Source organism: Streptosporangium becharense (assembly GCF_014204985.1).
GTDB classification, from domain to species: Bacteria; Actinomycetota; Actinomycetes; order Streptosporangiales; family Streptosporangiaceae; genus Streptosporangium; species Streptosporangium becharense.
Map to the genome: position 1 here is coordinate 1,386,805 of NZ_JACHMP010000001.1, position 15,192 is coordinate 1,401,996.

Annotated in this window: 14 protein-coding genes; 6 read left to right on the forward strand and 8 right to left on the reverse strand. The window is 71.8% G+C overall.

The genetic code is table 11. From position 1 onward, the window contains the following. Positions 1-19 precede the first annotated feature (19 nt). Positions 20-991, forward strand: a complete 972-nt coding sequence (locus F4562_RS05855) for a TetR/AcrR family transcriptional regulator (protein ID WP_184544048.1) — start codon at positions 20-22, stop codon at positions 989-991. 28 nt (positions 992-1,019) lie between these two features. Here F4562_RS05855 and F4562_RS36625 read toward each other — a convergent pair whose 3' ends face one another. Then, positions 1,020-1,319: a DUF5988 family protein gene (locus F4562_RS36625; RefSeq protein ID WP_221207384.1), complete on the reverse strand. Its 300-nt coding sequence runs from the start codon at positions 1,317-1,319 to the stop codon at positions 1,020-1,022. A gap of 76 nt (positions 1,320-1,395) precedes the next feature. Further along, on the reverse strand, positions 1,396-2,268 hold the full coding sequence (rfbA, locus tag F4562_RS05860; protein WP_184544046.1) for a glucose-1-phosphate thymidylyltransferase RfbA: 873 nt from the start codon (positions 2,266-2,268) through the stop codon (positions 1,396-1,398). A 264-nt stretch (positions 2,269-2,532) separates the two neighbouring features. Between rfbA and rfbB the strand changes: the two genes are divergently transcribed. After that, on the forward strand, positions 2,533-3,507 hold the full coding sequence (rfbB, locus tag F4562_RS05865; protein WP_184544044.1) for a dTDP-glucose 4,6-dehydratase: 975 nt from the start codon (positions 2,533-2,535) through the stop codon (positions 3,505-3,507). A 47-nt stretch (positions 3,508-3,554) separates the two neighbouring features. Here the strand turns inward: rfbB and rfbC are convergent, their stop codons facing one another. Beyond that, entirely contained in the window at positions 3,555-4,148 is a 594-nt protein-coding gene (rfbC, locus tag F4562_RS05870) for a dTDP-4-dehydrorhamnose 3,5-epimerase (RefSeq protein WP_184544042.1), read from the reverse strand. 635 nt (positions 4,149-4,783) lie between these two features. Between rfbC and manA the strand changes: the two genes are divergently transcribed. Next, on the forward strand, positions 4,784-5,887 hold the full coding sequence (manA, locus tag F4562_RS05875; protein ID WP_184544040.1) for a mannose-6-phosphate isomerase, class I: 1,104 nt from the start codon (positions 4,784-4,786) through the stop codon (positions 5,885-5,887). A 440-nt stretch (positions 5,888-6,327) separates the two neighbouring features. On the opposite strand, the gene F4562_RS05880 is transcribed toward manA, so the two are convergent. From F4562_RS05880 to F4562_RS05890, 3 genes are all read right to left on the reverse strand, one after another. Further along, complete coding sequence (locus F4562_RS05880) at positions 6,328-6,531, reverse strand: cold-shock protein (protein WP_311734114.1); 204 nt, start codon at positions 6,529-6,531, stop codon at positions 6,328-6,330. Positions 6,532-6,785: 254 nt separating this feature from the next. After that, positions 6,786-6,989 carry a hypothetical protein gene (locus F4562_RS05885; protein ID WP_184544036.1) on the reverse strand — a complete coding sequence of 68 codons (204 nt, stop codon included), beginning with the start codon at positions 6,987-6,989 and terminating at the stop codon, positions 6,786-6,788. Between the two features lie 258 nt (positions 6,990-7,247). Further along, positions 7,248-7,637: a hypothetical protein gene (locus tag F4562_RS05890; RefSeq protein ID WP_184544035.1), complete on the reverse strand. Its 390-nt coding sequence runs from the start codon at positions 7,635-7,637 to the stop codon at positions 7,248-7,250. 404 nt (positions 7,638-8,041) lie between these two features. On the opposite strand from F4562_RS05890, the gene F4562_RS05895 reads away from it, so the two are divergent. Beyond that, positions 8,042-8,743: a FadR/GntR family transcriptional regulator gene (locus F4562_RS05895; RefSeq protein WP_221207383.1), complete on the forward strand. Its 702-nt coding sequence runs from the start codon at positions 8,042-8,044 to the stop codon at positions 8,741-8,743. 84 nt (positions 8,744-8,827) lie between these two features. Here F4562_RS05895 and F4562_RS05900 read toward each other — a convergent pair whose 3' ends face one another. Continuing rightward, entirely contained in the window at positions 8,828-9,829 is a 1,002-nt protein-coding gene (locus tag F4562_RS05900) for a hydroxyacid dehydrogenase (RefSeq protein ID WP_184544032.1), read from the reverse strand. A gap of 396 nt (positions 9,830-10,225) precedes the next feature. Here F4562_RS05900 and F4562_RS05905 point away from each other — a divergent pair, with 396 nt between their 5' ends. Continuing rightward, on the forward strand, positions 10,226-11,380 hold the full coding sequence (locus tag F4562_RS05905) for a substrate-binding domain-containing protein (RefSeq protein WP_184544030.1): 1,155 nt from the start codon (positions 10,226-10,228) through the stop codon (positions 11,378-11,380). A gap of 127 nt (positions 11,381-11,507) precedes the next feature. After that, on the forward strand, positions 11,508-13,787 hold the full coding sequence (locus F4562_RS05910; RefSeq protein ID WP_184544029.1) for a DUF2264 domain-containing protein: 2,280 nt from the start codon (positions 11,508-11,510) through the stop codon (positions 13,785-13,787). A 183-nt stretch (positions 13,788-13,970) separates the two neighbouring features. Here F4562_RS05910 and F4562_RS05915 read toward each other — a convergent pair whose 3' ends face one another. Then, positions 13,971-15,125 carry an ROK family transcriptional regulator gene (locus F4562_RS05915; RefSeq protein WP_184544028.1) on the reverse strand — a complete coding sequence of 385 codons (1,155 nt, stop codon included), beginning with the start codon at positions 15,123-15,125 and terminating at the stop codon, positions 13,971-13,973. Positions 15,126-15,192: the final 67 nt, after the last annotated feature.

Genomic DNA, 15,192 nt, shown 5'->3' on the forward strand with positions numbered 1-15,192 from the left:
CGCACAGTGTGGAAAGCCGTTGCAGGCCGCGCCCCGGGGGCGGCGCCCCCGGTACTGTTCGCGGGCGTGCCAGGCGCGGGCGTACCGGTCCCGCGCCGCCGAACGCGTCGCGCCGCCCGCCGCCGAGCCGGCCGCCACCCGGACGGCGGTGCCCGCCGTCCGGACCGTTCTCCCGTCCGCGGACGGAACCGGCGAGTCCGCGGGTTACGACGATCTCGGCGATGCCCGCCCCGTGACGGGCGAGCACGCGGCGGCCACGCCGGAGGGCTCCGAACTCCGGAGCGGGTTGAGCACCGAGCGGATCGTACGCGCCGCGATCCGCATCGCCGACGCCGAAGGACTGGACGCGCTGTCCATGCGCCGGGTCGCGACCGAGCTCGGTGCGGGCACGATGTCGCTGTACCGCTACGTGCTGGGCAAGGACGCGCTGATCGAGCTGATGGTGGACGCCGTCTTCGGTGAGAACGCATACCCGGCTCCCGTTCCCGGGAACTGGCGCGCGAGGCTGGAGGCGGCCGCGCGGCGGGAGTGGACGATGTACTCCAGACACCCCTGGGTGCTGCGGGTCATCGCCACGCCCCGCCCTCCCCTCGGGCCGAATCTGCTCACCGACGTCGAGTGGACGATGCGAGCCCTGGACGGTCTGGGCCTGGACTCCAGGACGATGCAGTGGGTGGCCACCATGGTGAGCGCACAGGTGCAAGGCGCGGCGCTGATGCTGGTGAACGAGGCGGAGACCGAGCGGCGCACCGGCGTCACGACACCGCAGTGGCGCGCGTCGAAGACGCCGATGCTCCGGGAGATCCTGGAATCCGGCCGGTTCCCGATGCTGTCCCGGTTCTACGCCGAGCAGGGCGACCAGATCGACATCGACGAGTGGTTCGAGTTCAGCCTGCGGCGTCTCCTCGACGGCCTCGCCGTGCTGATCGAGCACCGGGAGGGAGAACCCTGCGGCAGGGGGGCGGACCCGGTGGGCGGGATGGTCGGGTAGCGGGGAGAGGGCGGTCCGGCCGGGCCCGTCATTCGGCGATTCTCGTGCGGGTCGTCCACCGGAAGAGCAACGGTTCCCGGCCGTCGGCCCCCGGCGACTCCTCATGCCACTCGAAGTGCTCGTAGCCATTGTTACGGGGAATCTTTATCTTTCCCCCCGCGGCCATCACCCCGTCGACGCGGAGCGTACGCGGAATATCGGCCGGGCCGCCCTCGAGTATGACGTCGACATCCGCCCGGTCGGACGCCGGGGAAACAAATCCGGGATGAATACGGCTTTCCGTCCCGGCGCCTGGGGCGCCGTCGGCCGGACCGGTGGAAACATGCACCTGGAATACCTCCGATCGGTGTTCTCACCTGATGTGATCCGTGTTCCCGGGCCGGCCACCGCCCGGTGCCGGTGGTTCAGCCGAACTCCGCGGCGACCGCGCGCACGTACCGCCCGTAGCTGGAGGCGGCGAGTTCGGCCCCCAGCCTGTCGCAGGCCTCCGCGTCGATGAAGCCCATGCGCAGGGCGATCTCCTCGACGCACGCGATGCGCACACCCTGCCGGTGCTCCAGCACCTGCACGTACTGGCTGGCCTGGAGGATGGACTCCGGGGTCCCGGCGTCCAGCCAGGCGAACCCCCTGCCCAGGTCGTACAGCCGGGCCTTGCCCCGGTCGAGGTAGGTCCGGTTGACGTCGGTGATCTCCAGTTCGCCCCGGGGGGACGGCCTGAGGTTCTTGGCGATGTCGATCACGTCGTTGTCGTAGAGGTACAGGCCGACGATGGCGCGGTTGGACCGCGGCCGCTCGGGCTTCTCCTCGATGGACAGCAGCCTGCCCTCGGCGTCCGTCTCCCCGATGCCGTAGCGCTCGGGATCGCTGACCGGGTAGCCGAACAGCACACACCCGTCCACGTCCGTGACGTTCTCCTGGAGGATGTCGTAGAAGGAGTGCCCGTGGAAGATGTTGTCCCCGAGCACCAGGGCCACCGTGTCGCCGCCGATGTGGTCCGCTCCGACGATGAACGCGTCCGCCAGGCCCCTCGGCTCGTCCTGCTGGGCGTAGCTGATGGTGAGACCGAGATGCGATCCGTCCCGCAGCAGGCGGGCGATCTGAGGCAGGTCGGTGGGCGTGGAGATGACCAGGATGTCCCTGATGCCGGCGAGCATGAGCGCCGACAGCGGATAATAGATCATCGGTTTGTCGTTGACGGGCAGAAGCTGCTTGGAGACGGCAAGCGTCAGCGGATATAGCCTCGTGCCGTGACCGCCCGCGAGAATGATGCCTTTCATGGAAAAGCCCTTCGTGGCGAAGCCAGCCGGCGGGAGTAGATGGATGGCTGACCGTTGGGGAGAAGACTCACACGGGCCATAGACGCCATCAACCCCCTACCGGCGCCTCCCGTCCCCCTATTCCCGGGTGACGAATTCACTGCGGTGATCGGGGCTTCTCACGCCGGAGCCCACCCTTTACAGTCGGAAACCGCGCCTTCCGGAACCGCGGAACGGAGATCGGCGCCTCCCCTGCCCAGTGACCACAGCGAGGTGGATCTTTCCATGCGGATTCTCGTCACCGGAGGTGCCGGGTTCATCGGCTCGCACTACGTGCGAACCCTCCTCGGGACGGACGGGCCGGAGACGGTCACCGTCCTGGACAAGCTCACCTACGCCGGAAACCTCGCCAACCTCGCCGCGGTCAGCGGCAGCGACCGCTTCACGTTCGTCCAGGGCGACATCTGCGACGTGGAGCTGACCGGCAAGCTCGTCGCCGAACACGACCAGGTGGTCCACTTCGCCGCCGAGTCCCACGTCGACCGGTCCATCCTCGGCGCCGCCGAATTCGTCAGGACCAACGTGACGGGCACCCAGACGCTCCTGGACGCCGCGCTCCACGGCGGGCCGACGACCTTCGTGCACGTCTCCACCGACGAGGTCTACGGCTCGATCTCCGAGGGCTCCTGGCCGGAGACCGACCCGCTGCGGCCCAACTCCCCCTACGCCGCGTCCAAGGCGGCCGGCGACCTGCTCGCGCTCTCCTACCACCGCACCCACGGGCTGGACGTCCGGGTGACCCGCTGCTCGAACAACTACGGACCCCACCACTTCCCCGAGAAGGTCATCCCGCTGTTCATCACGAACCTGCTCGACGGCAGGAAGGTCCCGCTCTACGGCGACGGCCTCAACGTACGCGACTGGCTGCACGTCGACGACCACGTCCGGGGCATCGAGCTGGTCCGCGCGGCGGGCCGTCCCGGCGAGGTCTACAACATCGGCGGCGGCACCGAGCTGACCAACCGCGAGCTGACCGGCATGCTGCTCGCGGCCTGCGGCGCGGACGAGAGCATGATCGACTACGTCGACGACCGCAAGGGACACGACCGCCGCTACTCGGTCGACTGGAGCAAGATCCGCGATGAGCTGGGCTACCGGCCGCGCAAGGACTTCACGACGGGCCTGGCCGAGACGGTGGCCTGGTACCGCGACAACCGCGCCTGGTGGGAGCCGCTCAAGTCCGGCCTGCGCGCCACCTGACCGCCGGGCACGGGGCCCGGCGGAGGGGCCGGGCCCCGCGAGGCCCGTCAGCCGCGGAGTTCGGCGTAGAAGCGGCGGCACTCCTCGTAGTCGGGGAGCAGACCCTTGCGCAGGGCCTCACCGAGGGTGGGGGCCGCGGCGTCCTTCTCCGACAGCAGCGGCGCCACCCCCGCCGGCCACTCGATGCCCAGCTCGGGGTCGAGCGGGTGCAGCCCGTGCTCGCGCTCCGGCGCGTACCCCTCGGAACAGAGGTAGACCACGGTGGCGTCGTCGCTGAGCGCCATGAACGCGTGACCGAGCCCTTCGGAGACGTAGACGGCGCGGTGGTCCTCATCGTCCAGGCGCACCGGTTCCCACCGCCCGAAGGTGGGAGATCCCACCCGGATGTCGACGACCACGTCGAGGACGGCGCCGCGCACGCACTTGACGTACTTGGCCTGGCTCGGCGGCACGTCGGCGAAGTGAACGCCGCGCAGCGTGCCCCGCCGGGAGACCGAGCAGTTCGCCTGGGAGAGGTTCAGGTCGTGACCGGTGGCCTCGCGGAAGGCCCCGCCGCGGAACCATTCGTGGAAACTGCCCCGATCGTCGGGGAACACCCTGGGCTCGAACACCCACGCACCGTCGATGCCGAGTGGACGCATGCTGCTCTTCCTTCCCTGAGGCCGGCTCGCCCCGCCCCGTGGGACGCCCGCCCCGGCGGGTCCGGAGCGCGAGGTCACAGGCGCGGGAGGGGGTGGCGAGGCCGGGGTACGCGCACCGGGCGCCTCCCCACGCCCGGGAGCCCGCCGGACTTCCCGAGCGGAGTCTCCCCGCCGGACTCCCCGAGCGGAGTCTCCAGGACCGCCGCCGCGTTGGGAACCCCTGATCGCCCCAGGAGCGCGAAGGGGGGCCACCCGGCCGCGTGCCCCCCGTCCGGCCTGCGGGAATCCTCCCGGAACGGTGGGCACGCCACCGCACCCCCTGCCGAGGCGCCCGCGGTAGGGGTTCTGCGGACCCGCCGGGGCGGGGCCCCGCACCGGCCCCGGCACGCCCCGCCCCGGCCCGGACGGCGCCCCGGCAGCCGCGGCGCGCCGGACGCGCGTAACATCAGCGTTCTGCGGCATTCATTCATTTCGCGCTCACGGACCCAGAGGACAATGGACGACTCCTTCACCCTCGCCGCCCGCCCGGCGGCAGGAACGGCAGGGCCGGTCGAGATCCCCGTGCGGCGGTCCCGCCGGCCGGAGACCGGCGGCGAACGGCCCGACACCACTCTGCCCACCCGGACGGAGGCGTCATGACGGACCCGCTGCGCAATCCCGTCAAGAACTACGACTGGGGGTCGCGTACGGCCATCGCCACACTGACCGGTCGTCCCGCCCCCACCGAGCTGCCCGAGGCGGAGATGTGGCTGGGCGCCCACCCGTCCGGCTCCTCGTCGGTGCTGCGGGCGGGGACGTGGCGTTCCCTCGCCGACACGGTGGCCGCCGACCCCCGGGCCGAGCTGGGTGCGGCGACCGTGGAACGGTTCGGCGAGCGCCTGCCGTACCTGCTGAAGCTGATCGCCGTTGACCTCCCCCTCTCGCTCCAGGTCCACCCGTCGCGGGAACAGGCGGAGGCGGGGTTCGCCCGGGGAACCTACGTCGACCCGTTTCCCAAGCCCGAGCTGATCTGCGCGCTCACCCCGTTCACCGCGCTGGCGGGGTTCCGTCCCGCGGACGAGGCGGCGGCGCTCGTCGGCGGGCTGGGCGTGCCCGAGCTGGAGTCGGTCGTCGCGTCGCTGGCCGCGCGGGACGTCTCCGCGGCGCTGCGCGAGCTGGTGGAGTGGCCGAAGGACGCCAGGCCCGGCCTGGTCGACGCGATCGTACGCGCCGCGTCGGTCACCGGCGGTCCCGACCACGAACTGGTCGTCCGGCTGGCCGGCATCCACCCCGAAGACCCGGCCTGCCTGGCCCCGCTGCTCCTGCGACGCCACGAGCTCCGGCCGGGGCAGGCGCTGTTCCTGGACGCGGGAGTGCTCCACTGCTACCTGAGCGGCCTCGGGGTGGAGGTCATGGGCGGCTCCGACAACGTGCTGCGCGCCGGGCTGACCGGCAAGCCGATGGACGTCGAGGAGCTGCTGCGGGTCACCGACCCCTCGGTCTCGCCGCTGCCGATCGAACCGTCCGGCGCCTTCTACCGGACCCCGGCACCGGAGTTCCGCCTCGGCACGGCCACCCCGGGTTCCGGGCTCACGCTGGAGGGCGGGCTGCCGCGCATCCTGCTGTGCACCGAGGGCGAGGTGGAGGCCGGCGGGCTGACGCTGCGTCCCGGTGAGGCAGCCTTCACCGCGGCCGGCTCCGGCCCGGTCGAGCTGCGCGGTTCCGGCACGCTCTTCTGGGCCGAGCCGGGCATCGGCTAGCCTCCCCGGGCCGGGCGGGAGATCCCGGCCGGGCGGTCCCGTTCTTCCCGGGGCCGCCCGGCTCCGATCCCCGGTTCCCGATGACCGCGGCGACCGCCTTCCCCCCGGCAGTGGCGCCGACGGGGTCGGCTGAGGTCACCGAGGACATCCCGTGCGCTGGTATCAGAGCCAACGACGCCCAAGGCGATTCGCGACCACGGCCTTCCCGTGCCCGGACAGACCTGCCGATCATGACGCCGAAACTGCTCTACCGCATCGCACCGGGCACAGCCTCCTCAACCGCCGTCTCGACGACCGGCTCTCTCACCGTCCGGCTGAACCTCGACCTCGTGCTGGGCCATCACGGGGTCGTGGACAGGGCACGGAAACACCCGGTGAACGCCGTCGAGCCCGCCTCCCCGGGGGAGGCGGGCTCGACGGGGAATCCGCCGGGCGACCGGCTAGATCGGCGTGACCTGCTCGGCCTGCGGCCCCTTCGGTCCGTTCGCCGTCTGGAAGACGACGCGCTGGTTCTCCTCCAGGCTGCGGTAGCCGCCCGTGGTGATCGCCGAGAAGTGCACGAAAACGTCGGGGCTGCCGTCATCGGGGGCGATGAAACCGAAGCCCTTTTCGGCGTTGAACCACTTCACGGTGCCTTCAGCCACTACTTCTCCTTCTGAGAATCTCACCGGACCGCCACCGCGGCGGTCAGGAGATTGCATCACGGGCCGCCTGCGCCGACCCGTTCGGGAGAAGCGAGAAGCCCGCTGTCAAAAACTTCCCACGGGCGCTTCGAAGATAAAAACGTTCGAGGAAAACCAGACTGCAACACGTGCAAGCTACCCCCCTGATTTAGGGGATGTCAATCTCATGGGTAATGACCCCGTCGTCACCCGTCAGGCCCCGCCCCAGGCGGGAATCACCCTTTTACCGACGGATCCTCATGAAGGTGCACCCGGATGCCGGAGGAGGTCTCCTCCACCGTGAAGCGCGCGGTGGAACTGCCGCCCGCCGGCATCATCGCGTCGTACAGCTCGGCGTTGCCGATCTCCACGACACCGCCCGCCCGATGGATCATCACCAGCAGCATCGCCCGGATGTCGGCGTCGCTGGGCTCGCTCATCGTGACCTCCAGGCCCGATCCGCCGGCCGGGCTCCATCCTCATGTCGGGCTCCGAGCCGATGACCCGCCTCCCCCCGCCGGGGCGGCGGAACCTCCACCGGGGCCCGCCGGGGCCCGCTGGGGCGGGAACCTGTGGCACCGGCCGCGGACCGCGGGGAGGCACCACGCACAACGGCAGGCATTACTTCTGTTTCATCACCCTATCTCCGACAAGGGTTTCTCGCGCGCCGGCCATGCGGTCAGCGGGTGACCCCGCTGTCAGCTCCCGCTCGAACCGCGACCGCCGAAACCACCACGCTGGATCACGATGCCGCCGCGGCTGGAGACGCGGGCGTCCGAAGGACGGACCGTGGTGCCTCCGGACGCCCGGAAACCGTCACGTACGCCGCCGTAGTACCACTGGTAGGCGCGGTAGGAGTAGCCGAGACCGGAGTCGTCGGAGCCGTGGGGGTCTTCGAGGTCGTCGAAGTCGTACAGGTCGCACAGGGCCTCGTCGACGACCTCGTATGACCCGTCGTCCTCGCGGGAGTCGATGTTCACGCAGTCGGCGGTGATCTCCTTGTCGTTCTCACCGGCCAGGCAGGACGCCACGACCGTCAAGGAGACCACCCCGACGGTGAGCAGGGTGATGATGCTGGACGCCTTCATCTCCCGTCGCGGCCCCCACCGCCGAGAGGTGCCCACTGGTGGCGATGTCGTCGCGGTCGTCGCGGTCGTCGCGGTGGTGTCCGGGTCGCGTTCTGGTGCCGTCATCTCTTTCCTGCGGTCGTGGTCGCGTGGCGTCCGATCACCGGTTCCGCCGGGACCACTGTCCCGGCCGCCACTTGCCTCCCAATGGCAACCCACTTGGATCTCCGGGGAATCCCGGTCCCCCTCCCGGCCGCCCGGTTTCACCCGGCCATTCAAACCGGACGGATTCCATTATCGGCGGCAACGGCCACACGCGAGTTATGGGATCATTTTCGGAAACCGGCGTCGCATGAGACGCCGGGGCGGCTCGGTCGGAGGTCTCGAAAATGGCGCCGGTGTCATTACGTCCGCAGAAGACAGCCATGCTCGTCGCGCAGCGAATCGTCGCGGACATCAATCGCCGGGGCAACACCGTCGGCGATCGGCTGCCTCCCGAACGCGCAATGCTCGACGAGTACGACGTGGGTCGCGGAACATTGCGAGAATCGCTCCGTTTTCTGGAACTCCAGGGCGTCATATCCCTCAAGCCCGGGCCGGGTGGCGGCCCGGTGGTGCAGCGGCCGGACGCGGCCAGCCTGGCGACCACGCTGAGCCTGCTGCTGCAGTTCGAGAACGCGCCGTTCCGCACCATCGCGGAGGCACGCGCCGGCCTTGAGCCGATGACGGCGCGGCTGGCGGCCGAGCGGATGAGCGACGAACGGCTCACCGCCCTGAAAGACAGCGTCGACACCATGCGCAAGCACCTCGGCGACCACGCGGTTTTCCTCGACGAGAACAAGCGGTTCCACGACATCATCGCCCACGGATCGGGAAACGCCGTATTCGGATACCTGGTCGACGCCCTTCTGGAGATCCTCGACGGGTCCGCCATCGGAACCGACTATCCGGAGGCCCGCCAAGCCACGGTGCACAAAGCTCATCTGCAGATCTACCGGGCGCTCAAGACCCGTGATCCCGAAGCCGCCGCCACCGCGATGGCGGGGCACATCGAGGAATACCTGCGCCACGCCGAGCGCAAGTTCCCCGAGGCACTCGACACGCCGATCGTCTGGAGAAACGCGTGACGGGGTGCTTCCCCCGCCGCCCGTGACGGGCGGCACCTCACGAGGCTCACGTGCCGGGTACCAGGGAACCGCTTCGCGGCCGGGTCACGCGGACAGGGCGAGGCGCTCCTCGTTCACCTCGTGTTCGAGGGCGTCCCCCTCGATGAAGCGGACGAGTTCGGCGGCCACGAGATCGCCCAGTCTCGCCTCGTCCGTGCCGAGGCTGCCGGCGATGTGCGGGGTGACGAGCGCGTTGCCCAGGCGGAACAGCGGGTGGCCGACGGGCAGCACCTCGGGTTCGGTGACGTCGAGGACGGCGAAGACGTCGCGCCGGCGGGTCAGGAACTCCACCAGCGCGTCGTGGTCGACGAGCCCGCCCCTGGCGGTGTTGAGGAGCGTGCCGTGCGGGGGCATCAGGTCGAGTTCCGCCGTGGAGATCATGTGGTGCGTCGTGTCGTTGTGCGGGGCGTGCAGGGTGAGCACGTCGCTGCCGGCGATGACGGTGGCCAGGTCGGCGAGCTCCACGCCGAGCTCGGCGGCCTCCTCCCGTCCGGTGAACGGGTCGTAGGCGAGGACACGCAGGTCGTGCGCGGCCAGGCGCCGCGCGACGAGACGTCCGATGTGGCCCAGCCCGACCAAGCCGATCGTCGCGCCGTCCACGCCGCGGACACCGGTCCGTTCCACCGGCCCGCCGGCCGCCCGCGCGTCCAGGGCGAGCCGCCAGACGTTCTTCAGCGACAGGTGCACCTGGGCACAGGTGAAGTCGGCGACCGAGACGGCGTTGGCGGACACCGCCGTCGACACCCGGATGCCCCGTTCCCACACGGCCTCGGTGACGATGCCGCGGACGCTGCCCGCCGCGTGGAGCACCAGCTCCAGTGAGGGCAGGCGGTCCAGGACGTCGCCGGTCAGCGACGGCGACCCCCAGCCGGTGATGAGGACGCGGATGTCGTCGCGCGCGCCGCCCGCGGCCGGGTCGACCTCCACGAGATCGACCCGGTGCCGGATGGCGGTCCTCACCCGGTCGGCGAGGACCGACCGGGACCACTCCCGGCCTATGCAGGTCCCCACCGCCCAGTCGGGGCGGCCTGACACCACTGGCTTCATTGACGCTCGCATTCTCTGGCTCCTCGGCCCGGGCCGGGACGGCACGCCGGATCTCCACCGTCCGCGCGGGGGTGCTACGGCTGGATGTCGCGCGGGTTGATTCTTCGTTCGGCGTCGAGCGGGGGTCAATACGGGCAGGATGAAACGATCAAAATCGATCTGGGGCCCATCCGGGTTCCGTCCACGGTCAGCCTGCGGGAAGCACGGTCAGCCTGCGGGGAGCACGGCAGCCGTTACGCTGGCATCGGCCCGCCCGGACCACCTGCCCGTTCCGGATCGTCCGATCCAAAACAGTCGACCGATCCGGGTCCGTTTCCCCTTCTTCCTCGTTCTCCCCTTTGTTCTCCCCTTTCCCCTGCCCCATTCCCCTTCCCCGACCAGACGGAGGAGATCATCGTGATCGGCGCCGAGCGCAGGGAGGCGATCCTCCGCGAGCTCCGGCTGCGCGGCACGTTGAGCGTCGCCGAGTTCGCGGCCAGGCTCGGGGTGGCGAACGTCACGCTCCGCCGCGACCTGCGCGAGCTCGAACGCGCCGGGCGGCTCTCGCGTGTGCACGGCGGCGCGCGGCACCTCCAGCGGCCCGCGGACGACGGCCCGGAACGCGCGGCGAAGCAGCTCGCCGCGACGTTCGGCCTCTCGCCCCACCGGAGCGGGGACGACCCGCCGGTGGCGACGATCGGCATGATCGCCCCCACGGGCGCCTACTACTACGCCGAGGCCATCGAAGGCGCGAAGCTGGCCGCGCGCCTGGCCGGGGTCCGCCTGGTGCTGGCCGTCTCCGAGTACGACGAGGTCGAGGAGCGCAGGCTCTTCGAACGGATGACGACGATCGGCCTCGACGGCATCCTGATCACGCCGAGCAAGTCGGAGTTGGCCGGAAGCCCGTTGCGCGCGCTCATCGAGGCGTCCCCGATACCGGTCACGGTCGTCGAGCGGATCTGGGAGTTCCCCACGCGCGGGCGTGTGGTCGACTCCGTCCGGTCCGACCACCGGCACGGCGCCGAGATCGCCGTGGCGCACCTGGTCGGGCTGGGGCACCGGCGCATCGCGGTCTGGACCTACGACAACCCGCACGTCCAGGAGATCTCCGCGGGCGCCCGCGCGGCCGCCCGCGCGCACGGCTGCCGGATGCACGTTCCCGAGTTCGACTACGGCCACCCCGACTGGAGCTCCATCGCACCCGCCGAGAACGTCCGGCGCTACCTGGCGGAGGCACGTGCCGCGGGCGTGACGGCCGCCCTCGTCCATCCCGACCGGCTCGCGCTGCAGTTCGCGCAGGCGGCGCTGGAGGCGGGCCTGGACATCCCCGGGGACATCACGATCGTCGCCTACGACGACGAGGTGGCCGGGCTGGGAGAGATGCCGCTGACCGCGGTCGCGCCGCCCAAGAAGGCCATCGGGTTCGCCGCCATCGACGCCTGCCTGCGCGCCGTCGCCCACTCGGCGCCGCAGGCGGAGCCCTTCCCCGCCCAGCGCGTCCGCCTGCTCCCGGTGCTGAACGTGCGTGACTCGAGCGGGCCGCCGCCCGGACCCGCCATGGATCGTTTCTGATCGTTTCCCCCGGCACGCGTTGACTCCCCGGGCCGCCGGGGCTCTACTGGCCGGGACGTCCCCGCACCGGCCCGGAAACCTCGCGGTGAGCCGGGTCCGGCTCCGGTCCGAGCAGGAAGATCCGCGTATGACGACGGCCGCCCGCCCCTCCCCCCTGACGGACTCCCTGCGGGAGTTCGACGACCACCGGCTCTCCCCCTTCACGGGGTGGACCCGCGACCACTGGGCGGCCCTCGCCGACCGGCTCCTGCTGTCGGCCCGCCGATACGCCTCCGCCTCCCACGCCCGCGTCTCCTTCCCGGGGGCGCCGGGCGGGTACGGCGCCGACGTCGACGCCCTGGAGGGTTTCGCCCGCACCTTCCTGGCCGCCGGGTTCCGGGTCGCCGGGGAGGGCGGGCACGACCCGCTGGGCCTCATGGAGTGGTACGCCGAGGGGATCGCCGCCGGCACCGATCCCCACTCCCCGGAGCGCTGGGTGCGCCTCGACGAGCACCATCAGGCGAAGGTGGAGGCCGCCTCCATCGCGCTGGTGCTCCATCTCACCAGGCCGTGGCTGTGGGACCGCCTGACGCCGACGGTGCGGGAGCAGGTCGTCGACTACCTGAGCCCCGCCATCGGGTCGGAGTACCCGCCGATCAACTGGATCTGGTTCCAGATCGTCGTCGAGCAGTTCCTCGCGTCCGTCGGCGGCCCCTTCGACGACGGGGACATCGACGACGGTCTCGCCCTCGCCGACGGCTTCGCCCGGGACGGCGGCTGGTACGCCGACGGTCCCGAACGCTCCTACGACCACTACGCCGGGTGGGCGCTGCACTTCTACCCGCTGCTGTGGAGCGAGATGGCCGCGGGAGACCCCCGGGCGGAGTCCAGACGCCCGGCGTACCTGCGTCACCTGGAGCAGTACCTGCACGACGCCGTACACCTCGTCGGCGCCGACGGGTCGCCGCTCGTCCAGGGGCGAAGCCTCACCTACCGGTTCGCCGCCGCCGCGCAGTTCTGGTCCGGTGCGCGCGCGGGCGTCCGGACCCCGGCTCCGGGGCTCCTGCGCCGGGCGGCGTCCGGCGTCGTACGCCATTTCGCCGAACACGGCGCACCCGACGCCGACGGGGTGCTGACGCTCGGCTGGCACGGGCCGTGGCGGCCGATCGCGCAGTCGTACTCCGGGCCCGGCTCCCCGTACTGGGCCGCCAAGGGCTTCCTCGGCCTGGCGCTGCCCGCCGACCACCCGGTGTGGACGGCCGTCGAGGAGCCGCTGCCGGTCGAGTCGGGCGACTACGGCCTCGTCGTCCCCTCGGCGGGGTGGCTCGTCACCGGCACCCGCCGGGACGGCGTCGTCCGGGCGACCAACCACGGCACCGACCACTCCCGTCCCGGATCGCACCTGACCGACTCCCCGCTGTACGCGCGGCTCGGGTACTCGACGGCGACCTCCCCCGTCCTCGCAGGCGAGCACGCCGAGCACCCGCTGGACCAGTCTGTCGTGCTCCTCGACGCCCTCGGACGCCCCAGCCACCGGACGGGCTTCGAGACGCTCGCCGCCGGGCGCCTCCCCTCCGGGACGCTGACCGGCGGGTCACGCTGGCGTGCCCACTGGGTCGACCCGGAGCGGGAGAGCCCGGACCACGGCCTCGGGCGCTCCGGACCGGTCCGTCTCGGGCCGTGGATCTGCGTGTTCTCCGTCGTGCGCGGCGCCTGGGAGGTGCGCCTCGTGCGGTTGTCGGCACCCGCCGCCGGGGAGCGCGGCGAGGGACACGGTGGAGGACACGGCGGGGGACACGATGGAGGACACGGTGGAGGACGCGAGGTGAGGCGCGGTGAGGGACACGCCGGAGACCACACCGGGGAGCAGCACACCGGGGAGCACACCGGAGAGCACGGTGAGGGCCGTGGCGGGGAGGAGTACGGGGTGCTGCGCGTCGGAGGGTGGCCCCTGCCCGCCCTCGCCGCCCACGCATCCCCCGCCCTCGCCACCGGTGCCTCCCACGTCGGTGCCCCTCACGTCACCGGCGAGGGTACGGCGGAGAACGGCAGGCTGCGCTCACAGGTCGTCGGCGGCCCCGGGCTGGAGGCGTCCGGCGTGACGTCGGCCGGGGCGGCCTCGCCGCTGGCGCCGTGGACGCTCGTCCCGTGGTGCGCGACGCGCGCGCAGGCGCGGCTGGACACCTGGTACGAGGCGGCGGTGTTCCTGGGCTGGGGCGACCGCCCGGACGACGGCTCCGCGGATCATCCGGACGACGGCTCCGCAGCCCGGGTAGACCGGGCAGGGCGGACCGCCACGCCGGACGGGCCCGGCGGGACACCGGCCGTCGCGTGGACCGGCCCGTCGGCCGCGCGCGTCACCTGGCCGGACGGGACGGCCGACGAGATCGAGCTTCCCAGCCCGCCTACCCCCTCCGCGGACCGGTGACCCTGCCCGGCCACCGCCTTTCCTCGGACCGGTGACCTTCCAAGGACCGACGACCTCACGCGGGCCGGCCCCTTCCCCGGACCCATGACCTTCCGCGGGCCGACGCCCTCCCGGGCCGGTGACAACCTCCCATGGGCCGCCCCCTTCCCGGGACCGAACTCCCCGCGACCCGGCGGGCCCCGTTCACCCGGCTCCCAGGTCGTGGCGGATGGCGATGACCGCCGCGCCGCGGGCCCATTCGGTGAAGGCGAACGGCTGCACCCGGATCGCCACCGGCTCGGAGGTCCAGTGGGTGTGCGCGGCCAGGGACTCGGCGAAGGCGGAGGCGCACACGTCGTACATGTGCACCGTCTCACCGGACAGGACGACGACCTCGGGGCCGATCAGGTTGGCGACGGTGGCGACCACACGGCCCAGGGCCGCGCCCGCCTCGTCGAAGATCCGGCGGGCGGCGGGGTCGCCCGCACCGGCGAGACGCAGGCAGTCGTCGAAGCTCAGCTCCGGACGGTCGAGCGCGGCCCGCACGGAGCGGCGCACGGACGGCGCGGCGACGTACGCGCGAGCGCAGCCACGGTGACCGAGCTCGCACAGCGGGCCGCGGTCGTCGATCGGCAGGTGGCCGATCAGTCCGCTCACCCCGTCCTTCCCCGACACCAGCCGGTCGTGCACGACCAGACCGCAACCGAGCCCCTCACCCACGGTGACCAGGGCGAAGGTCCGGCGTCCCACCGCCGCGCCGAACCAGTGCTCGGCCGCGGTCAGCGCCCGCACATCGTTCTCCAGCACGGTGGGCACGCCCACGGCCCGCTCCACCAGGTCGGCGAGCGGCACGTCGCGCCAGCCGAGGAAGGGCGAGCGGCGCACGACCCGGTCGTCACGTGCCGCCGTACCGGCCAGGCCGACCCCGACGGCGGCGGGCGCGCCGGACCCGGACAGCAGCTCCACGGCCTGTCCGACCCGGTCGGCCACCTGGGAGACCTCGTGCCCCAGCAGGCTGAGCCCGACCTGCTCGCGCACGGTCGCGCCGAGATCGGTACGGACCGCGAACAGCTCGTCGGCGGTGATCTTGACGCCCACGTAGGAACGCCTGGAGTGATCCACTCGCAACGGGAAGGACGGCCGTCCCGGCGCCGCGCCGCCACCGCCCTGCGGCTCCTCGCACAGCAGGCCCGCGTCCAGCAGCGGGCGGGTCAGCTTGGTCAGCACGGAGGGCGACAGGTCGAGCCGCCGGGCCACCTCCGCGCGCGACAGCGGCCCGTGCACGAGCAGTTCGGCGAAGACCGCCCGCGCGGTCGGCGAGAGATCGGAGAACTCGGAGAACTCGGAGAACACTGTCACGATACAGATTCATTCACGGCGTGAATCAACTCCGCCCTTGGCAAGTCTATGTCTCTCTGGTTTCCTC

Excerpts from the sequence above, each read along its gene's own strand:
- F4562_RS05900 (WP_184544032.1), bottom strand. The coding sequence starts at position 9,829 with ATGAAGCCAGTGGTGTCAGGCCGCCCCGACTGGGCGGTGGGGACCTGC.
- F4562_RS05885 (WP_184544036.1), bottom strand. The coding sequence starts at position 6,989 with ATGAGCGAGCCCAGCGACGCCGACATCCGGGCGATGCTGCTGGTGATG.
- manA (WP_184544040.1), top strand. The coding sequence starts at position 4,784 with ATGACGGACCCGCTGCGCAATCCCGTCAAGAACTACGACTGGGGGTCG.
- F4562_RS05895 (WP_221207383.1), top strand. The coding sequence starts at position 8,042 with ATGCTCGTCGCGCAGCGAATCGTCGCGGACATCAATCGCCGGGGCAAC.
- F4562_RS05890 (WP_184544035.1), bottom strand. The coding sequence starts at position 7,637 with ATGAAGGCGTCCAGCATCATCACCCTGCTCACCGTCGGGGTGGTCTCC.
- F4562_RS05910 (WP_184544029.1), top strand. The coding sequence starts at position 11,508 with ATGACGACGGCCGCCCGCCCCTCCCCCCTGACGGACTCCCTGCGGGAG.
- rfbB (WP_184544044.1), top strand. The coding sequence starts at position 2,533 with ATGCGGATTCTCGTCACCGGAGGTGCCGGGTTCATCGGCTCGCACTAC.
- rfbA (WP_184544046.1), bottom strand. The coding sequence starts at position 2,268 with ATGAAAGGCATCATTCTCGCGGGCGGTCACGGCACGAGGCTATATCCG.
- rfbC (WP_184544042.1), bottom strand. The coding sequence starts at position 4,148 with ATGCGTCCACTCGGCATCGACGGTGCGTGGGTGTTCGAGCCCAGGGTG.